17 protein-coding genes are annotated in these 18,385 nt (G+C 73.2%); 7 read left to right on the plus strand and 10 right to left on the minus strand.

Annotated features, from left to right (window positions below):
* Nucleotides 1-53: 53 nt before the first annotated feature.
* Nucleotides 54-821, minus strand: a complete 768-nt coding sequence (gene pcaD / locus ACWD12_RS07855; RefSeq protein ID WP_358355589.1) for a 3-oxoadipate enol-lactonase — start codon at nt 819-821, stop codon at nt 54-56.
* A 161-nt stretch (nt 822-982) separates the two neighbouring features.
* Between pcaD and ACWD12_RS07860 the strand changes: the two genes are divergently transcribed.
* Together ACWD12_RS07860 and ACWD12_RS07865 are read left to right on the plus strand one after the other, a co-directional pair.
* On the plus strand, nt 983-1,486 hold the full coding sequence (locus ACWD12_RS07860; protein WP_358355590.1) for an SRPBCC family protein: 504 nt from the start codon (nt 983-985) through the stop codon (nt 1,484-1,486).
* Between the two features lie 571 nt (nt 1,487-2,057).
* A complete protein-coding gene (locus ACWD12_RS07865; RefSeq protein WP_450098813.1) occupies nt 2,058-2,648 on the plus strand; it encodes a YidB family protein in 591 nt (196 codons plus the stop codon).
* Between the two features lie 156 nt (nt 2,649-2,804).
* Here ACWD12_RS07865 and ACWD12_RS07870 read toward each other — a convergent pair whose 3' ends face one another.
* The 3 genes from ACWD12_RS07870 to ACWD12_RS07880 form a co-directional block, all read right to left on the minus strand.
* Entirely contained in the window at nt 2,805-2,966 is a 162-nt protein-coding gene (locus ACWD12_RS07870) for a hypothetical protein (RefSeq protein WP_450098814.1), read from the minus strand.
* 105 nt (nt 2,967-3,071) lie between these two features.
* The gene (locus ACWD12_RS07875) at nt 3,072-4,385 is read right to left on the minus strand and encodes a cytochrome P450 (RefSeq protein ID WP_450098815.1); all 1,314 of its coding nucleotides are present in this window, start codon (nt 4,383-4,385) and stop codon (nt 3,072-3,074) included.
* Nucleotides 4,386-4,512: 127 nt separating this feature from the next.
* Nucleotides 4,513-5,274 carry an SDR family NAD(P)-dependent oxidoreductase gene (locus tag ACWD12_RS07880; protein WP_450098816.1) on the minus strand — a complete coding sequence of 254 codons (762 nt, stop codon included), beginning with the start codon at nt 5,272-5,274 and terminating at the stop codon, nt 4,513-4,515.
* A 223-nt stretch (nt 5,275-5,497) separates the two neighbouring features.
* On the opposite strand from ACWD12_RS07880, the gene ACWD12_RS07885 reads away from it, so the two are divergent.
* On the plus strand, nt 5,498-6,103 hold the full coding sequence (locus tag ACWD12_RS07885; protein WP_450098817.1) for a MarR family winged helix-turn-helix transcriptional regulator: 606 nt from the start codon (nt 5,498-5,500) through the stop codon (nt 6,101-6,103).
* A gap of 142 nt (nt 6,104-6,245) precedes the next feature.
* On the opposite strand, the gene ACWD12_RS07890 is transcribed toward ACWD12_RS07885, so the two are convergent.
* A complete protein-coding gene (locus tag ACWD12_RS07890; RefSeq protein WP_450098818.1) occupies nt 6,246-6,608 on the minus strand; it encodes an HPr family phosphocarrier protein in 363 nt (120 codons plus the stop codon).
* The gene (gene dhaM, locus ACWD12_RS07895) at nt 6,592-6,984 is read right to left on the minus strand and encodes a dihydroxyacetone kinase phosphoryl donor subunit DhaM (protein ID WP_450098819.1); all 393 of its coding nucleotides are present in this window, start codon (nt 6,982-6,984) and stop codon (nt 6,592-6,594) included. The genes ACWD12_RS07890 and dhaM overlap by 17 nt, the downstream gene beginning before the upstream one ends.
* Before the next feature lie 83 nt (nt 6,985-7,067).
* On the opposite strand from dhaM, the gene dhaK reads away from it, so the two are divergent.
* The 3 genes from dhaK (at nt 7,068) to ACWD12_RS07910 (ending at nt 10,523) form a co-directional block, all read left to right on the plus strand.
* Nucleotides 7,068-8,060, plus strand: coding sequence for a dihydroxyacetone kinase subunit DhaK (gene dhaK, locus ACWD12_RS07900; RefSeq protein WP_450098820.1), 993 nt, complete (start codon nt 7,068-7,070; stop codon nt 8,058-8,060).
* A 100-nt stretch (nt 8,061-8,160) separates the two neighbouring features.
* Complete coding sequence (gene dhaL / locus ACWD12_RS07905; protein ID WP_450099058.1) at nt 8,161-8,763, plus strand: dihydroxyacetone kinase subunit DhaL; 603 nt, start codon at nt 8,161-8,163, stop codon at nt 8,761-8,763.
* Nucleotides 8,764-8,849: 86 nt separating this feature from the next.
* Nucleotides 8,850-10,523 carry a putative PEP-binding protein gene (locus ACWD12_RS07910; protein WP_450098821.1) on the plus strand — a complete coding sequence of 558 codons (1,674 nt, stop codon included), beginning with the start codon at nt 8,850-8,852 and terminating at the stop codon, nt 10,521-10,523.
* 124 nt (nt 10,524-10,647) lie between these two features.
* Here the strand turns inward: ACWD12_RS07910 and ACWD12_RS07915 are convergent, their stop codons facing one another.
* Nucleotides 10,648-11,691 (minus strand): zinc-binding dehydrogenase, encoded by a 1,044-nt coding sequence (locus ACWD12_RS07915; protein WP_450098822.1) that lies wholly within the window; start codon nt 11,689-11,691, stop codon nt 10,648-10,650.
* A 172-nt stretch (nt 11,692-11,863) separates the two neighbouring features.
* Here ACWD12_RS07915 and ACWD12_RS07920 point away from each other — a divergent pair, with 172 nt between their 5' ends.
* Nucleotides 11,864-12,598 carry an acyltransferase gene (locus ACWD12_RS07920; RefSeq protein WP_358355605.1) on the plus strand — a complete coding sequence of 245 codons (735 nt, stop codon included), beginning with the start codon at nt 11,864-11,866 and terminating at the stop codon, nt 12,596-12,598.
* 345 nt (nt 12,599-12,943) lie between these two features.
* On the opposite strand, the gene surE is transcribed toward ACWD12_RS07920, so the two are convergent.
* From surE to ACWD12_RS07935, 3 genes are all read right to left on the minus strand, one after another.
* Nucleotides 12,944-13,858: a 5'/3'-nucleotidase SurE gene (gene surE, locus ACWD12_RS07925; protein WP_450098823.1), complete on the minus strand. Its 915-nt coding sequence runs from the start codon at nt 13,856-13,858 to the stop codon at nt 12,944-12,946.
* Nucleotides 13,859-14,221: 363 nt separating this feature from the next.
* On the minus strand, nt 14,222-15,322 hold the full coding sequence (locus ACWD12_RS07930; protein ID WP_358355608.1) for an ADP-ribosylglycohydrolase family protein: 1,101 nt from the start codon (nt 15,320-15,322) through the stop codon (nt 14,222-14,224).
* Between the two features lie 279 nt (nt 15,323-15,601).
* Nucleotides 15,602-18,196 (minus strand): bifunctional FO biosynthesis protein CofGH, encoded by a 2,595-nt coding sequence (locus tag ACWD12_RS07935; RefSeq protein WP_450098824.1) that lies wholly within the window; start codon nt 18,194-18,196, stop codon nt 15,602-15,604.
* Between the last annotated feature and the right edge of the window lie 189 nt (nt 18,197-18,385).

An 18,385-nucleotide genomic window follows, 5' to 3' on the forward strand; every position in this document is an offset into this window, starting at 1 on the left:
CCGGGCGGCGGCCTCCGCTTGTCCGCGAAGCGCGGCGCTCCGAGGCCCCGTGCTCAGGAGCCGCTGAGGAAGTCCACCAGGATCTCCGCCACTTCGTCCGCCTTCTCGACGATCACCAAGTGTGCGGCGTCGTGCACGAGGACGAGGCGCGCGCCGGGGATCCCCGCGGCCACCTCCTCCGACAACGCGACCGGGGTCGAGGGATCGCGCTCGGCGGCGACGACCAGGGTCGGGACCGTCACGGCGGCAAGGCGGGCGCGTACGTCGAAGGTCGCGATCGCGTCGCACACCGACGCGTAGCCCTCCGCGGGACAGGCCTGGAGCATCGCCAGCGTCTCCGCGACGACGCCCGGTTCGCGGGCGGCGTACTCCGGGGTGAACCAGCGGCCGAGCACGGTCTCGGCGACCGCCTGGACGCCGTCGCGCCGGACCAGTGCGGCCCGCTCGTGCCAGGCCGGGGGCTCGCCGAGCTTGGCGCCGCTGCAGCACACCACGAGCCGGTCGAGGCGCTCGGGCGCGTCCAGGGCGAGGGTGAGGCCGAGCGCGCCGGCGAGCGAGATGCCGGCGTACGCGAACCGCTCGACGCCGTACCGGTCGGCCAGCGCCACGACGTCCGCCGCGAGGTCGGACATGGTCGGGCTGCCGGGCGGCAGTTCGGAGCCGCCGTGGCCGCGCGTGTCGAAGCGGAGCACACGGTGCGTCGCGGCGAGGGCGGGCACGACCGCGTCCCAGACGCGGCCGTCCGCGCCGAGGGGCGAACCCAGCACGATGACAGGTGCGTTCTCAGGGCCGTCGAACCGGTGGTGGAGGGTGGCAGGCATGCGTCGCCTTTCGCGTGCGGATCCTTCCGGAAGATCCTCGCAGCCCTCGGCGGCAGACGCGCCCGTACGCTCCCGACACGTTGTGCATTGTGGGTCTGACGGGTCGTCAATAACCTGAGCGGTTCGTCCGTGATTCCGCCCAGCCGCCTTCGGAGGCCCCGGTGAAGTACACGCTCCGCGCCGAACCGATCGAGTTCGTGCAGACCGCGCCGCGCCGCCGGTCCTGGACGGCCGACCTCGCCGCGCCGCCGCAGCAGGTGTTCGCCGCGCTGACCGACGACCCGGACACGTGGAAGACGTGGTTCCCCAACTTCCGGGGCGGGCGGTGGCTCGCGGCGGCGCCGGACGGCGGTCACGGGGTCGGGGCGCGCCGTGAAGTGCGCCTGGTCAAGCCGGTGGTGTTCCACGAGACGGTGATGGCGTACGAGGAGCCGACGCGCTGGGCGTACCGGATCGACGGGCTGACGGTGCCGATGTGCCACGCGCTGATCGAGGAGTGGGCGATCGAGGAGCGCGGCACCGGATCGCGGGTGACCTGGACGTTCGCCGCCGACCCCATGCCGTTGATCGCCTTCACGCTGCGCTTCATGCCGTGGGCCATGAGCTCCACGTTCCACCGGGCCATGAAGCGCCTTGACCGCAAACTGGCCCCGGTCTCGGCCTGAACCGCAAGACCCGCACTCCCGTAAGCGGAGCGAGTGAGGAGTAGGCGGGAACCGCGCGGGCGCGTCGCGAGGGGGAAGGGCAGGGTGGGTAGGTCGCGCAGCGGGTGTCCGCGCCGCTCGGGCGGGAGCAGGCGGGGCCGTCGCGGAGAGGGCGGGGTCGGGTGGGTGGGGCGCGCAGCGGGCGGGAGCTGAGGAAGCTTTGCGCAGAGGCTCGGCGCGCAGCGCGGACGGGGTGGGACCGAAGCGGGCGGGGAGCATCGCAGCGCTGGTGGGACGGGGACGCAGAGCAGGCGGGGCGCAGAGGGAGCCTCGCGGAGCGGGTGGCGCGCGGGGTGGGTGAGGAGCGTCCCGGGTGTGGGGGCGCGGGGCGGGTTGGCGTGCGGGGCGGCGGCGGGCTGGTGGGGTTCGGGGTGACTGGTCCACTCGTCCGCCGACGGCCGACCGCGGGCGGGGGTTCCCTCGAACCTCGCGCCGGTTGCGTACGGTCCCGCAAAACGGCAGGTCGCGCAGGCGGAATTGCCCTTTTTGACACAATATGAGAGCCACGTGTGTCGACTAGGGAGAAGATCGCATGGGATCCGCGAACCTGGGGGGTCTTGGGAACCTCGGCAGCCTCGGCGGGCTGCTGGGCGGCGCGCTCGGGGGTTCGGGCGGCGGTCAGAACCAGCTGCTCAAGACCGTGCTCGGCATGTTGCAGGGCGGCGGATCAGGAGGCGGCGGCCTGGGCGGGCTGCTGTCGCAGCTGAACGCGGGCGGCCTGGGCGACCAGACGAAGTCCTGGGTCGACAGCGGCCGCAATCAGCCGGTCAGCGGCCAGGAGATCACCAACGCGCTCGGCGAGGAGCGGCTCAACCGGCTCGCGGGCGAGGTCGGCATGACGCGCGAGGAGACCGCGGCCGGGATCGCCGCCACGCTGCCGCAGGTCGTCGACGCGGTGACGCCGGACGGCGAGGTGCCGCCCGAGTCCGACCTCGACCAGGCACTGACTCAGTTCCTGGACGAGACCGGCGGCTCTGCCCCGGCGGCGGCCCCGGCAACGGGCCCGGCGCCGGACGCCGCCCCCGACCCGGCCCCTGGGTCGGCTTCCGAGACGGGCGCGGACTCGGGCGCGGAGGCGCCCAAGAAGACCGCGGGAACGGAAGAACCGTCAGGCACTTCCTGAGCGGCCCCGAGTCCGGGATCCGCGGAGCTGCCCCGCAAGCGGGCCCACTCCGCGGATCCCGCGTTCGTGGGCCGGTGACTCGGCAGGCCGACACCTTCGGAAGTCCGGGACTCGGAAGTCCGGGACTCGGACGTCCGGGACTCGGAAGCCGGTGGCTCAGAAGAGGTAGCCGCTCGGAACCCCGGGGGCGACCCGGTGGTGGGAGGTGCCGCCCTCCCCCGGGGCCGCGTCCTCGCCGCACGCAATAGCGGCGGCGCCGAACGCGGCGACGGCGGCGGTGGCCAGAAGGAATGCTGCGAGGAATCGTTGCGCCGACATGCCGTGCCCAACGGCCCGGTACGCCCGGGGCCACGCACGCTCACCCGGTCGGCCCAACAACCCGCGCCCGGTCGGCCGGACCCCGCCCCCGGGCTGCCGCTCCGCTCAAACTCCCGGCGCCGGCGTGAACGCGCACGGCATGTGCTTGATGCCGTTGATGAAGCTCGACCGCAGCCGCTGCGGCTCGGCCGCCATGTGGATGTCCGGTAGCCGGCCCAGGAGTTCGCGGAACATGATGGTGATCTCCCGCCGGGCGAGATGCGCGCCGAGGCAGAAGTGCGGGCCCGCACCGCCGTACCCCACATGGGGGTTCGGGTCGCGCGTGATGTCGAAGCGCCGCGGCTCGGGGAAGACGGCGCCGTCACGGTTCGCCGACCAGTAGTACATCAGGAGCTTGTCGCCCTCGGAGACGGCCTGGTCGGCGAGGACCGTGTCGCGCGTGGCGGTGCGGCGCATCCACACCACCGGCGACGCGACGCGCACGATCTCCTCGACCGCGGTGGGTGCGTACCGCTCGAAGTCGCCGAGCCACAGCGCGCGTTGGTCGGGGTTCTCGGTGAGCAGCCGCAGGCCGTGCGAAATGGCGTTGCGGGTGGTCTCGTTGCCGGCCACGACGAGCAGGATGAAGAACGACGCGAGCTCGTCGGCGGTCAGGCGCTCGCCGTCGACGTTGCCGTTGACGAGGGCCGAGATGACGTCGTCCACCGGGTTCTCCACCCGGTAGGCGCCCAACTCGGTGAGTAGCGCCGCCAGTTCGGCTCCGGCCGTGAGAAGGACGGTTATGTGGTCGGCGTCCTCGGGCACATATTCCGGGTCGGCCACCCCGATGATCGTGTTGGTGCGGTCGAGGATGAAGCCGTAGTCCTTCTCGGGCACGCCCATCATGTCGCAGATGACCTTGAGCGGCAGGCGGGCGGCGATCTCGGTGACGAAGTCGCAGGAGCCCAGGGCCGCGACGTCGTCCACGACGGCTGCCGCGGCGGTTTCGACGTCCTGCTCGAACTTCTTGATCATGCGCGGGGTGAACGCCCGCGACACGATGCGGCGGAGCCGGTGGTGCCGGGGGTCGTCCATTTCGATCATCGAGCCGAAGAACTCCGCGAACTCGGTCGGGAAGTCCGGGATGTGCGTCGCGCCGCGCCCCGAGCAGAAGTCCTCGGGGCGGCGGCTGACCTCCAGCAGGTCCGCGTGCCGGGTGACGGCCCAGTAGCCGGGGCCGCCGGGCAGCGGGCTCGGCGGTTCCGGGTAGTACGGCAGCGGCCATTCCGCACGCAGGCGGGCGAAGCCGTCCTCGCGTTCGCCGAACGGCCCTGCCCAGAAGTCCATGTCGGACAGGTTGACCCAGTCCGGTGCGGCCTTGGGGCGCGGCTGCCGTCCCGCGGATTCCCCGGCTCCCCCGCTGTGCTCGGTGACCGTCATGCGTTACCCCCGGTACGGTTCGGGTTTGAGGCACAGGGAACCACGAACTCCGGTGGCAAGTACAGGGGTCGTACACCGAATTGCCGGCGCCGGGCCCCCGGTGGGCCCGGTCGGCGGGAGTCCCGCGTCAGGTGGTCGGCGCCCCTCCGTTGACCTGCCAGGTCTGCCCGGTGATCCACTCCGCCTCGCGGGAGGCGAGGAACACGCAGGTGGCGCCGATGTCCTCGGGCCTGCCTAGGCGTCCGACGGGGATCGCCTTGGCCATCGCGACGGTCGCCGAGGCCTGTCGGCCGCTGCTGGCCGGGTCGATGAGCCCGACAGCGATCGAGTTGGCGGTGATGCCCTCGCGCGCGTGCTCGACGGCGAGGTGCCGGGTGAAGGCGATGGCGCCGCCCTTGGCCGCGCCGTAGAGCGATACGCCGATGTTGAGACCCTGGGTGCCCGCGCCCGAGGCGATGGTGATCACGCGGCCGTGGCGGCGGGCGCACATGCCGTCGAGGACCGCGCGCGTGGCGTTCATGACGCCGAAGAGGTTGATGTCGGCGAACCGCTGCCAGTCGGCGGGGTCCGAGTCGCGGAAGCGGGTGGGCCGGAAGCCCTCCGCGCCGCCGTTGCCGGCGTTGTTGACCAGGATGTCGACCGGGGCGACCATGCGCTCGAACGCACGTACCGCGGGGGCGACGGCGCCCTGGTCGGTGACGTCGAACGGCAGCGCGTACGCCGAGCCGCCCGCCTCGCGGATGCGTGCCGCGACCTCCTCCGCGCGCTCGGCCACGATGTCGTTGACCGCCACGGCGGCCCCCTGACGGGCCATCAACTCGGCGATACCCGCGCCGACGCCCTGTCCCGCACCGGTCACCAGCGCGGTCCTGCCATGCAGTTCAAACATGCGCACCTCCGTCCCGCGCGGAGCAAACCACCGCCCGCCGACAGAGTCAATGGTGGAGTCAATCAAGTGATTGGGCCCACGGCCGACCTGCGCGGACGTGACACGGAGCCGGTCCTCAGCCGTAGACTTCGCGGCACCGGACGGCTCCGTACGGACCCGGCCGACCAACCGACCGATCACCCCGCCCGCCCCGGCCCGGGTGGTCCCCGACCAGGACGCGGGAGTGAGCGTTCCCTTGCAGCCGGACGACCCCAAGCCGCCCGACACCGAAACGCCGGGCATATCCAACACGCCCGATCCCTCCGACGCCCCGAAGCCCGCCGACGGACCCGAGGCCCTGGCCGCCCAGCGGCAGGTCCAGGGAGCCGTCGAACGGCTGCTCCGCCTGCAACAGAGCCGCCGCGTCCACGGCGAGCTGATGAGTGCCGCCCGCGCGCAGGTGTCGCAGCCCGCCGTGATCCTGCTGGCCCGCCTCCAGGCCGACGGCGGCCTCACCATCGGCGAGTTGGCCCGGCGCACCCACATGGACATGTCGCTGGTCAGCCGCGAGCTGCGCAAACTCGAAACCGAGGCGATGGTGACGCGGGCCACCGACGCCCGCGACGGCCGCGTCACGCGCGTCGGCCTCACGCCCAAGGGACGCGGGATCGTCCGGCGGCTGCGCAACGTGCGCGACCGGCACATCTTCGAGGTGCTGTCCGCCTGGTCGGCACAGGAACTGGTGGCGCTGGGCGACCTGATGACGCGCTTCGTCGACGACCTGCAGTCGGTGCGCTACCGCGACGCGGACACCGACGGCAGCGGAGGGCCCGAGACGACCAAGGGGTGAGCGCGCGGCGGGCACGGACGCGCGGCACGGATGCACGACCACGGACGCACGGCGCGAATGCGTGCACGGACGCGCGGCCACGGACGCGGCGCAGGCGAGCGGCACCCGTGTGCGGGGCGGACGTGCCCGGCCTGACCCCGGGTCAGGCGGGCTCCCGCAGCTGCACGGCCAGGCCGCCCACCGCCGCCTCCGCGTCCGTGCCCCGCCCGCGCACCGTGACCGGCGTACCCGCGCGGGCGCCCAGGCCCATGATCTCCAGCACGCTCGACGCACGCGCGACCCGGCCGCACGCGACGAGCTCGACGTCGGCGACATAGCGGGCGGCGGTACGCACGACGGCGCCGGCCGGGCGCATGTGCAGATCGGCGCCGAGCACGACGTCCTCCGCGTACTCCCCGGCCCCGGTCCCCGCCGCGGTCCCCGCCTGGCCCGGCACCGCGGCGGTCTCGCGCCCCGCCTCCGCCTCGGGCTCCGGGCCGCGCCCCCGCTCAGAGCTTTCGGACATCCCGCGCCTCCTCCGCCGCCACCACCACGGCCTCCAGATCCGCGCCCGTCCCCGCGGTGACCGCGGCCGCGACCGCCCCCTCGACGAACGGGGCGTCGACCAGGCGCACGCCGGGCCATGCCTCCTCCAGCAGCAGCGCCCGCACGGTCAGCACCGCACTGCCCAGGTCGGGCAGCACAACCACACCCGCACCGCCGTCCGCCTCGCGCAGCGCCGCCGTGACACGATCGGCGGACGTCCCGAGCCCGCCGTCGGGACCGCCGGCCGCGATCCCGACGAACACCTCGCCGCCACCGATCTGCCCGACGAGTTCCCGCACTCCCTCGGCGAGAGTGCGGCTGTGCGATACCAGGACGAGACCTACGAGATTGCCCACGATCGGGCATGCTACGAGAACAGTCGCGCTCCGTCACTCGCGAAGGCACGCACGGTGCACGCGTACCGGCGAAGGAGAGGACCATGAAGAAGTTCCTCAACGACCCCGAGTCGGCGGTCGACGACGCGCTGGCCGGGCTGGCCGCGTCACGGCCGGATCTGCGCGTCGACCGGGAACTGCGCGTCGTCACGCGGGCGGGCGGGCCACGGCCCGGCAAGGTCGGCCTGGTCTCCGGCGGCGGCTCCGGCCACGAGCCGCTGCACAGCGGATTCGTGGGCCCGGGCATGCTGGACGCCGCCTGCGCGGGCGAGATCTTCTCGTCCCCCACACCGGACCGCGTGCTCGCGGCGACCCGCGCGGTCTCCGCGGGCGCCGGCGTCGTGCACATCGTCAAGAACTACACCGGCGACAACCTCAACTTCGACATGGCCGCCGAACTCGCCGCCGAAGAGGGCCTGGAGGTGGCGAAGGTCCTCGTCGACGACGACGTCGCGGTACAGGACTCGACGTGGACCGCCGGGCGGCGCGGCACCGCGGCCACCCTCGTCGTGGAGAAGATCACGGGTGCCCGGGCGGAGGAGGGCGGCGACCTCAAGGCGGTCGCCGAGGCCGGGCGGCGGGCCAACGAGGCCTCGCGCTCGTACGCCGTCGCCCTCGCCCCCGGCACCGCCCCCGCGGCCGGCCGACCCGGGTTCGACCTCGGCGACGACGAGATCGAGATGGGTGTCGGCATCCACGGCGAGCCCGGTCGGCTGCGTGCTCCGCTGCGCCCCGCGCGCGAGCTGGTCGCCGCCATGGTCGACGCGGTCCTCGCCGAGCTGCCCGCCTCCGGCGACCCTGTCATCGCGCTGGTCAACGGGCTGGGCGCGACGCCGCTCCTGGAGCTGTACGTGGTTTACGGACACGTGGCGGAGGAACTCGCCCGCAGGGGCGTCCCCATCGCCCGGAACCTGGTCGGCACGTATGTGACCAGCCTCGACATGGCCGGGGCGTCCCTCACCCTGTGCCGGGCGGATACCGAGATGCTGCGCCTATGGGACGCGCCGGTCGACACTCCGGCACTGCGCTGGGGCTGACGCCGCCGACCGCCGGACGACCACCGGGACGACCACCGGGACGACCACCGGACAAGGGAGCAACGTGGGAGACCTGGACACCGCGACGACACTGTCCTGGATGCGCGCCGTCGCCGCGTCGATCGCGGAGCACGAGGCGGAGCTGACGGCGCTCGACGCCGCGATCGGCGACGGGGACCACGGCGCGAACCTGCGCCGGGGGTTCTCCGCGGCGGCCGTCGCCGCGGAACGCCTCGCCGCCGAGGATGCCGAGCCCGGCCCGTTCCTCGTCGAGGTGGGCGGCGCGCTGATCTCCAACGTGGGCGGCGCCGCCGGGCCGTTGTACGGCACCGCGCTGCGCACCACGGGCAAGGCCATCACCGGGCCTGCCGCCGACACCACGACCCTGGCGGCGGCCCTGCGGACCGGACTGGACGCGCTGTGCCGCCTGGGCGGCGCGGTCCCCGGCGACAAAACCATGGTCGACGCGTTCGACCCGGCGGTGGCGGCCATGCAGGCCGCCGCGGACGCGCCGCTCCCGCATGCGGCACTGCTCGCCGCGGAGGCCGCGGAAGAGGGCATGCGGGCGACGGCGCCGTTGCGCGCCCGCAAGGGCCGCGCGTCGTACCTCGGCGACCGCAGCATCGGCCATCAGGATCCGGGGGCGACCTCGACGGCGCTGATGTTCCGCGCACTTGCCCGAGCCCTCACCCCCACCGCATGACGCGCCGCGCGCGGGACGGCCGACCGGTGCCGCGGAACGGCCCGGCCCCCCGGGACGACGCGGGCCGCGTGGACGAAGCCGGCCCCGTGAAGGAAGCCGGCCCCATGGGCGGCGCGGGCCCTGTGAACGACGCGGGCCCCGTAAGCGACGCGGCCCCTTGGGACGACGACGGCCGCGGCCTGGTGCTGCGCGGCGTGCCCGGCGCCGGCGGGGTCGCGGTGGGGCGGATGGTGAGCGTCGACGAGACCCCCGGCGGCGCCGGGCACGGCAGCGTGGCCGACGCGCTCGCCGCCGTCGCGGCGGAACTGACCGGGCTGGCCGACGCGCTGCGCGGCGAGAACCGCGCCGAGCAGGCCGACATCGTCGAGGTCGGCGCGCTGATCGCGGAGGACCCCGCATTGCGGTCGCTCGCCGAGGAGTTGGTTCGCGCCGGGCTTACCGCTGTCGAGGCGGTCGTGGCGGCGACAAACCGGCACGCGGACGCGCTCACCGCGCTCGGCGACCCTGTCTTCGCCGACCGTGCCACCGACATCCGGCAGATCGGCCGACGCGCGGCGGCCTGGCTGCGCGGCACCGGGCGTCCGACGTCGCGCGGCACGGACGTCGTCCTGGTGGGCGACGAACTCGCCGCCGCCGACGTGCTCATGCCGGGACGCGGCCCTGTCGGCGCGGTGTCCGCGCGCGGCGGTCCGACGGGTCATCTTGCGGTGGTGGCACGGGCGTTGGGAATCCCGCTGGTCCTCGGTGCGGACGTCCGCGAACTGCACGGGACGGCGGATCACCGCGTACTGGTGGACGGTGACCGCGGCCTGGTCGTCGTCGACCCGCAAGTCGGCGACCTGGTACCGGACTTCGCCCCGGCCGAGGAGTCCGAGACGACCGACGGGGCGGCGCAGGCCGAGGTGCGCCCCACCACAACAAGGGACGGCCGCCGCGTCCGGGTGCGGGCCAACGTGGGCAGTTACCGCGAGGCCGCCGCCGCGCGGGCGAACGCGGCCGAAGGCGTCGGCCTGCTGCGCACCGAACTGCCGTTCCTGGCGGCCGACAACTGGCCGGACGCCGAGGAGCACACCGCGTCGCTCGTGCCCTTGCTGCGCGACGGCCCGGAGGGCACGGTCGTGGTCCGTACGCTCGACTTCGCGGGCGACAAGCGGCCTGCGTTCCTGACCGGAGGTCCCGGTGCGGAGCGCTCGGACGCCATGCTGCGCACGCAGTTCCGCGGCATCCTGGCCGCCGCCGCCACCGCCGCGCGCGCCGTACGGATCCTGGTGCCGATGGTCGAGGGCGCCGCCGACTTCGCGCGCTGCCGCCATCTGTTGGCGGAGGTGTGCCGGCTGTCCGGCGTCACGCGCCGCCCGCCGATCGGCGCGATGGTCGAACTGCCGGGCGCGGTCGACGAGGCGGAAGCGCTGGCCGCGGCGGCCGACTTCCTGGCGCTGGGCACGAACGACCTCACCGCGGCACTGCTCGGTCTGGCGCGCGACGACCCGGCGCTGACCCCCGGGCGCACCGCCGATCCGGTCGTGCTGACGGCGGTGCGCCGCGTGGTCGGGTACGCGCATGCCTTCGGCCGCCCGGTCTCGGTGTGCGGCGACGCGGCCGCCGACCCGCGCGTACTCCCCCTGCTCCTCGGGCTCGGCGTCGACGCGCTGTCCGTGGCGCCGCCCGCGTTGGCGGCGGTGCGCGAACAGGTGCGCGCGCTGGACTCGACACACTGCGCCGAGTTGGTGCGCGAACGCCTTGCGCGCGGCGGCGAGTGACGCAGGCTCAGATGGCGCAGGACGAGTGCAGCAGGGCTCGGGGCGCGGGCTCACATGGCGCGGGCCCACCGACACGGACTCAGCCGACTCGCGCTCAGCTGACTCGGACTCAACCGACTCGCACTCAACAGCTGGGGTCGAACAGCACCTTCAGGCACCCCTCCGAGCGGTCCGCGAAGACCTCGTAGCCGCGGGCGGCCTCGGTCAGCGGGAGGCGGTGGGTGAACACGTCCACCGGGGTGAGGCGGCCGTACCGGATCAGCGGGATGAGCTCGGCCCACGTAGCGGCCACCGGCGCGGTCGTGAAACGGATCGTGACGTTGCGGATCAGCAGCAGCGGAGCGGCGATCGGGAAGGCGAAGTTGGCGTTGACGCCCACCACGGACACGGTGTGCGAGGTGCGCACCGCGTTGAACGCGGCGGTCAGGGTCACGTCGTGTCCGACCGCCTCGATGACCGAGTCGGCGCCGAGGCCCCCGGTCGCGGCAAGCACCTGCTGGGCGATGTCGCCCGCGGACGCGTCGATCGGCTCGGCGCCCAGCGCCTCGGCCATCGCGAGGCGCTCGGGTACGCGGTCGGCCGCCAGCACCCGGCCGGCGCCCAGCACCTGCGCCGACTGGAGCGCGTAGAGGCCGACCGGGCCGAGGCCGATGACCAGGACGGTGGATCCGGGCCGGATGTCCGCGCGGCTCGCGGCCGTCCAGCCGGTGGGCAGCGCGTCGGTGAGGAGCACCGCGTTGTCGACCGAGATGTCCTCGGGGATCGGCAGCAGGGCCATGTCGGCGACCGGGATCTCGACCGCCTCGGCGTGCCCGCCGGGCAGGTCCGGGCCGCTGCCCAGCACGCGCAGGCCGCCGCCGGTGCAGTCGATGCCGTTGCCGACCGCGCAGCCCGCGCACTTGCCGCAGCCGAAGACGGGCGAGACGAGGACGCGGTCGCCGGCGCGCACCCGGCGCACCGCGCTGCCGGTCTCCAGCACCGTGCCGACCACCTCGTGGCCGGGCCGCAGGCCGCTCACCGCGAAGTCGCCCTCGTAGAAGTGCAGGTCGGAGCCACACAGCGCGCTCGCGGTCACCTGCACGATCGCCCCGTCGGGACCGCTGAGCACCGGGTCGTCGACCTTCTCGACGGTGACGTCGCGGGTTCCGTTGATGACGACGGCGCGCATGGGCTGCTCCGGGGAGAGAGTCAGTAACAGTGTTACAGGCGCGAATCTAGCCGACGTGCCGTACGGATGGCAGAGCGCTCGGTGGGCAACTCCGGTGGGTCGCCGCCCGGGCGGCGTGACCTTCGTCCCACCACCGGCCTCGCGTCGAGTCGATCTCGCTAGCGTGGGCGCCATGTCGATGGCTCAAGCCCTGCGCGCACACGGCCGCCGGGCCGTTTCGCGGACCCTGCACCGCGGCTGGGACGCGGTGCGCAAAGCCGGTGCGATCACCGCCGACCGGCCCGGTCTGCTGCGGTTCGGCGCGCTCGGCTCGGGGTCGAAGTTCGCGTTCCCGACCGGCACTATCTTCGGCGAACGCTGGATCCACATCGGCGAGGAGACCGGCTTCGGCGACCATGTGAGCCTGTCCGCGGGGCTCGCGCCGGGCCACGACCTCGGCAGCAGGCCGATCGTCACGATCGGCGACCGCTGCACGATAGGCCGCGGCAGCCACATCGTCGGCCACCACTCGATCGCGATCGGCGACGACGTGTGGACCGGGCCGTACGTCTACATCACCGACCAGAACCACAGCTACGCCGACCCCGACCAGCCGATCGGCAAGCAGTGGCCGGTCAACGACACCGTCGTGATCGGCGACGGCAGTTGGCTGGGCGCCGGGGCGATCATCCTGCCCGGCGCCCGGCTGGGCCGGAACGTCGTGGTGGCGGCCGGCTCCGTGGTGCGCGGGACGGTGCCCGACCACAGCGTGGTGGCCGGCGTACCGGCGAAGGTCGTGCGCCGGTACGACCCGGCCACCGGCTGGGACCCGCCCCTGCGCAACATCCCCTCCGGCATCCCGGACGGCGTCACGCACGAGCAGTTGGTGGCACTGATCGAGCAGTGGGAGAACCACGCGGCGGACTGACACGGCCGGGGCGGTCACGTGTCAGGGCCGCCCGCGCGGCGGACGGAAGGCCTGCTGGGGCAAGGCCTGCGGACGGAAGTCCGGCGTCAGACGGGCAGCAGGCGGAAGGCCGACGCCGCATCGGCGTCAACCGACCTGGAAAGACCGGGAGTTCGGCGGGTCCGAGGGCCTGCCGAGGGCGACACGTGTGCGATGCCGCCCCCGGCATTCCAGCACCGGTCCCCGGCACCGGTGGTCCTTGTCCCCCGCCTGATCCCCATTTGCTCCCCCATCTGATCCCCACCTGTTCCGCAGGCGTTTTGGCCGCCCGTTCCCCCGACGGCCTTGGTACGCCGGGCCGTTCCGCTACGCGGTCAGCCCGGTGAGCCGCAACCGCAGGCTCAGGTTGTCGAACACCGACACGACCTGGCCCAGCGCCCACGCGGGTGTCGTCCAGTCGCCGTCCAGCAGCGAGACGGAGACCTTGCCCTGGCCGACGGCGGTGGTGTCCGCGTTGCCGACCGGCTCCGGGGCGTTCGGGTCGACGCCCAGGTCCAGACGGAAGCACGTGGCGCACTGGTCGGGCGCCGGCACGTACTTGGTGAAGATCGCCTCGGCCGAACCGACGTTGGTGAGCGCCACCTTGCCGGTGGGCTTCACCGGGTAGTTGACGTTGAGCGTGGCCTTGCCGGGCAGCACCGGGCCGTTGCGCGGCGCGGTGGCGACCAGCTTCTCGACCAGCTTGACGGTGAAGCCGACGGCCTGCGGGATCTGCGGGAACGGGTTGGTCGGGTTCGCGACGTCGAACTCGGCACTGACCGCGATGGACGGAACGCCCTTCTCGGCGGCCGTGATCGCGGCACCGACGGTGCCGGAGTGGTTCGTCGTGGCACCCATGTTCTGGCCCGCGTTGATACCCGAGATGACCAGGTCGGGCTTCTTGTTCTGGTACACGTGCTGGATGCCGAACGCGACCGAGTCGGCGGGCGTGCCCTCCACCGACCAGATGCCGGGCTCGACCTCCGCCGCCTTGAACACCGAGCCGGGCTTGGCGTTGATGCCGGTGCCCTTGCCGGACTGGTCCGTCGCCGGGGCGACGATCACCGCGTTGTGTCCCGCAGCCTTCAACGCGCCCTGCACCGCGCGGATGAACGGGAACTGGTAGCCGTCGTCGTTGGACAGCAGGATGTCCAGCCGCTTGGGCGCGGGTGCGGGCGCGGCCGCCTCGGCGGCGGGCGCCGCCAGGCCGAGCACCGATGCGCAGACCGCAAATGCGGTCACGAGTCTTACGGGTCTGTTGCCGAACCGAGCCATCTCGGGCCTCCGTGGAACGAAGAGGTGATTGCCGATGACGTGCAGCGGCACCCGGTGGACGGTACGGGTAGCGCGATCGAGCGCAAACGATTCCCCCCGGTGGACACGCGCGCGGCTCCCCTGCGCGGACTCGTGTCAACCAGCGGTTAGCGAAAATAGGCTCAACACGCGGACATTTCAATAGAGCAAATGCGGCCGTTCACCCGGGCGGGGGCGGCGTCCCGTATCAGCCCGCGGGCCGGGCGACCCGGCGACCGGGCAGGCGGGCAGCCGGGCAGGCGGCAGCCAGGCGGGCCACCGGCAACGCCGGGGCGGCGGCGCCGACGCCGGTCAGGTCGCCGGGTAGCGCTTCGCCCAGTGCGTACGCGGTCCGTCGGCGCCGTGCAGCGCGGCGGACTGCGTCATCTCCATCGAGAAGTCGTCGGCGAGCTGCAACATCGTGCCGCGGCCCTCCAGTTCGGCGACCAGGTCGGCGGGCAGCGCGGTCTCCCCGTGCATGGCCCCCAGCAGGTTGCCGCAGATCGAGCCGGTCGAGTCGCTGTCGCCGGAGTGGTTGACCGCGAGCAGGAGTCCGCTGCGGACGTCCGGCGCCACCAGCGCGCAGTACAGCCCGATGGCCAGGGCCTCTTCGGCGGTCCAGCCCTGGCCCAGTTCCTCGACGCGACCCGAATCGGGGGTGCCGGTCCGGACCATGGCGAGCGCCGCCTCGACCGCGGCCACGGTCTCCTCGTGCCCGTCGTGGGCGGCGGCGATTTCCAGCGCCCCGCGTACCCCGGCGTCGATGCTCGCCCCCTGCATGAGGGCGTGCACCACCACCGCGAACACCCCCGCGGACAGGTACCCGGTCGGATGACCGTGCGTCAGCACCGCGCACTCGACCGCGAGTTGGAAGACGAGGTCCGGGCTCCAGCCGACCAGCATGCCGAACGGCGCCGAGCGCATCACCGCACCGCAGCCCTTGGAGTCGGCGTTCTTGGGCTTGTCGAGGGTGCCCATCACCTCGTCGTCGAGGCCGCGCAGGCACGCATGGCCCGGTGCGCGGGAACTGTAGAGCCATTCCTCGCGTACCAGCCAGCCCTCGTCGCGGCGTTCGTCCGGGCCCCACTCGCTCTGCGTGGCCTTCCAGCGCAGGTACGCGCGGTGCACGTCCGACGGCGGGTGCCACAGGCCGTCGTCGCGGCGCACGTGCGCGCGTATCAGCCCCTCGACGGTGAACAGCGTCATCTGCGTGTCGTCGGTGATGGCACCGCGCCGGTGGTACGCCGTGACGTACCCGGTCACCCCGTCCGCACCGTGCTGGGCGCGGATCTCGTCGAGCGACAGGAACTCGATCCCGGCGCCGAGCGCGTCGCCGACGGCACCGCCGACCAGGCATCCCCTGACCCGGCTGCGGAAGTCCTGCTGCCGCTCTCTAGACCACAGTGCGGCCATGGATGTCCCTCCCCGAAGTCGGAGGGGCCGCGGACCGCCGGCTCCCCTCCGGCCCGGTCCCGCCCCGCTGAGTTCACCTGCGTACCGTCGCGTGCCGCCGGGGTGCCCGGTCGCGCCCCGTGCGGAAGCGTACCGACACACGGGGTTCCCGGGCCGCCCATCTGACGATGCGTCAGATGGGCGCTCCGCTTCGCGCCCCGGCGGGCCGCCCGACCGGCCGTCCGGCTGCCGGACGGCCGCCGCATGCGGTGCGGCGGCCGACCGGGAGCGGACGCACCGTCATCCGAGGATCGGCAGCATGATCTTCTCCACCTCGTCGTCGTGGCGCCGCGCGACTTCCTGCCGCTCCGCGCCGACCTCGCCGTACGTCGTGGTGCGCTGCCGCGCGCGGCGCCCCAACGACGCGGCCATCGCCTCGAGTTCGGCGATCGACTTGCGCGAGCCGTTGTCGGCCCCCGCCATCCGCGAGATCGTCTCCTCCATCAGGGTGCCGCCCATGTCGTTGGCACCGCCCTGGAGCATCAGGTTGGTGCCGTCGACCCCGAGCTTGACCCAACTGGTCTGGATGTTCGAGATCTTGCCGTGCAGCAGGATGCGCGCCATCGCGTGCACCGCGCGGTTGTCGCGGAGCGTCGGCCCCGGGCGGGCGATGCCGGCCAGGTAGACGGGCGCGTTGGTGTGCACGAACGGCAGCGTCACGAACTCCGTGAAGCCGCCCGTCTGGTCCTGGATGCGGCCGAGCAGGCGCAGGTGCGCGAGCCAGTGCGCGGGGGTGTCGACGTGGCCGTACATCATCGTCGACGAGCTGCGGATGCCAAGCTCGTGGGCCGTGGACACGACCTCGACCCAGGTGGCCGCCGGCAGCTTGCCCTTGGTGAGGATCCAGCGCACGTCGTCGTCCAGGATCTCGGCCGCGGTGCCCGGGATCGTGTCGAGCCCGGCCTCCTTGGCCGCCTGCAGCCAGTCGCGGATCGACATGCCGGTGCGCGTCGCGCCGTTCACGACCTCCATCGGCGAGAACGCGTGCACGTGCATCTCCGGCACCCGCTTCTTCACCTCGCGCGCGATGTCGAAGTACGCGGTGCCCGGCAGGTCGGGGTGGATGCCGCCCTGCATGCAGACTTCGGTGGCGCCCACCGCCCACGCCTGCTCGGCGCGTTCGCCGACCTGCTCCAGCGAGAGCGTGTACGCGTCGGCGTCGGTCCGCCGCTGCGCGAACGCGCAGAAGCGGCAGCCGGTGTAGCAGACGTTGGTGAAGTTGATGTTGCGGTTGACGATGTAGGTGATCTCGTCGCCGACCACCTCGCGCCGCAAGTCGTCGGCGATCCGCGCGAGTTCGTCGAGCGCCGGGCCGTCCGCGTGGAACAGTGCGAGGGCCTGCTCGTCGGTCAGCAGCGTCGGGTCGGCGGCGGCCTGCGCGAGCGCGGCCTTGACGTCGCCGTCGATCCGCACGGGTGCGGCCTGGCCGTCGACCATGCTGTCGCGCCCGTAGGTGGCCTGGCCGCGCAGTTCCTCCCAGTCGCCGTAGACCTCGTCGAAGTCGTCGCGGCGGTCGGAGGTACGCCCGGTCGTGTCGATCGTGACGTGCAGGTCGGTACGCCCGGACGCGGCCGCGAACAGGTCCTCGGGCTCCTGCCACGGCAGGCCCTCGGGGTTCTTCCCCTCGACCGCCATGCCGTCGGCGTCGCTCAGCGCCCGCACGTGCGGCAGCACCCGCGGGTCGATCCACGGCTCACCGCGGCGGATGAACTCCGGGTAGATCGTCAGGCGTTCGCGCAGCGTGAAGCCGGACTCCGAGGTGCGCTCGGCGAGTTCGTCGATGTGCGGCCAGGGGCGCTCGGGGTTGACGTGGTCCGGCGTCAGCGGCGACACCCCGCCCCAGTCGTCGATGCCCGCGCGGATCATCAGCGCGAACTCCTCGCCCACCAGGTTCGGCGGGGCCTGCACGCGCATCCTGGGCCCGAGCACGATGCGGGTCACCGCGATGGCGGCGGCGAGCTCCTGCAGGTCGGCGTCCGCGACGGAGCGCATCGCGGTGTCCGGCTTGGCGCGGAAGTTCTGCACGATGACTTCCTGGATGCCGCCGTACTGCCGGGCGGTCCTGCGCAGCGCGAACACCGACTCGGCGCGCTCGGCCATCGTCTCGCCGATGCCGATGAGGATGCCGGTGGTGAACGGCACGTTGGAGCGGCCGGCGTCCTCCAGGACGCGCAGGCGTACCGCGGGCTCCTTGTCGGGCGAGCCGTGGTGCGGGCCCCCCGGCTCGGACCACAGGCGCGTCGCGGTGGTCTCCAGCATCATGCCCATCGACGGACTGACCGGCTTGAGGCGCTGGAGGTCGGTCCAGGACAGCACGCCGGGGTTCAGGTGCGGGAGGAGGCCGGTCTCCTCCAGGACGCGGATGGCCATGGCGCGGACGTACGAGAGCGTGTCGTCGTAGCCGTGCGCGTCGAGCCACTCGCGGGCCTCGGGCCAGCGGTCCTCGGGACGGTCGCCGAGGGTGAAGAGGGCTTCCTTGCAGCCCATCGCGGCACCCTCGCGCGCGATCTCGAGGACCTCGTCGGGGCTGAGGAACATCGAGTGCCCCTCGCGCTTCAGCTTGCCGGGGACGGTCACGAAAGTGCAGTAGTGGCACTTGTCCCGGCACAGCCGCGTCAGCGGAATGAACACCTTGCGGGAGTAGGTGATCACACCCGGACGGCCCACCGCGTCGAGGCCGGCGTCGCGCACCCGGGCCGCCGAGGCGCACAGGTCGTCGAGGTCCGTGCCCTTCGCGTGCAGCAGCACCTCGGCTTCGGAGACGTCCAGCATGACCCCGTCACGGGCACGGCGCAGGGCGCGCCGCATCGCGTTCTCGGTCGGAGTCTGGGTCATGCGACACCCCTCGCTGTCGTGCTTATGGCCGGTCCGTACAGGGCTTTTGGGCCTGAACAGACCAACTGTAGGCGTGCCCCCGAAGACGTACGCGGACTCGTGTCGCACATCACGCCGCTCCGCGCTCCGGCATCCGGAACACGCCGAAGGCCCGGCCGCACGGGTGCGGCCGGGCCTTCGTACACGGCG

This window comes from Streptodolium elevatio, from assembly GCF_053592165.1.

What these genes read in the sequence shown, in the direction of transcription:
- pcaD (WP_358355589.1), bottom strand. Translation starts at nt 821, where the DNA reads ATGCCTGCCACCCTCCACCACCGGTTCGACGGCCCTGAGAACGCACCT.
- ACWD12_RS07865 (WP_450098813.1), top strand. Translation starts at nt 2,058, where the DNA reads ATGGGATCCGCGAACCTGGGGGGTCTTGGGAACCTCGGCAGCCTCGGC.
- ACWD12_RS07870 (WP_450098814.1), bottom strand. Translation starts at nt 2,966, where the DNA reads ATGTCGGCGCAACGATTCCTCGCAGCATTCCTTCTGGCCACCGCCGCC.
- ACWD12_RS07875 (WP_450098815.1), bottom strand. Translation starts at nt 4,385, where the DNA reads ATGACGGTCACCGAGCACAGCGGGGGAGCCGGGGAATCCGCGGGACGG.
- ACWD12_RS07880 (WP_450098816.1), bottom strand. Translation starts at nt 5,274, where the DNA reads ATGTTTGAACTGCATGGCAGGACCGCGCTGGTGACCGGTGCGGGACAG.
- ACWD12_RS07890 (WP_450098818.1), bottom strand. Translation starts at nt 6,608, where the DNA reads ATGTCCGAAAGCTCTGAGCGGGGGCGCGGCCCGGAGCCCGAGGCGGAG.
- dhaK (WP_450098820.1), top strand. Translation starts at nt 7,068, where the DNA reads ATGAAGAAGTTCCTCAACGACCCCGAGTCGGCGGTCGACGACGCGCTG.
- dhaL (WP_450099058.1), top strand. Translation starts at nt 8,161, where the DNA reads ATGCGCGCCGTCGCCGCGTCGATCGCGGAGCACGAGGCGGAGCTGACG.
- ACWD12_RS07915 (WP_450098822.1), bottom strand. Translation starts at nt 11,691, where the DNA reads ATGCGCGCCGTCGTCATCAACGGAACCCGCGACGTCACCGTCGAGAAG.
- ACWD12_RS07920 (WP_358355605.1), top strand. Translation starts at nt 11,864, where the DNA reads ATGTCGATGGCTCAAGCCCTGCGCGCACACGGCCGCCGGGCCGTTTCG.
- ACWD12_RS07930 (WP_358355608.1), bottom strand. Translation starts at nt 15,322, where the DNA reads ATGGCCGCACTGTGGTCTAGAGAGCGGCAGCAGGACTTCCGCAGCCGG.
- ACWD12_RS07935 (WP_450098824.1), bottom strand. Translation starts at nt 18,196, where the DNA reads ATGACCCAGACTCCGACCGAGAACGCGATGCGGCGCGCCCTGCGCCGT.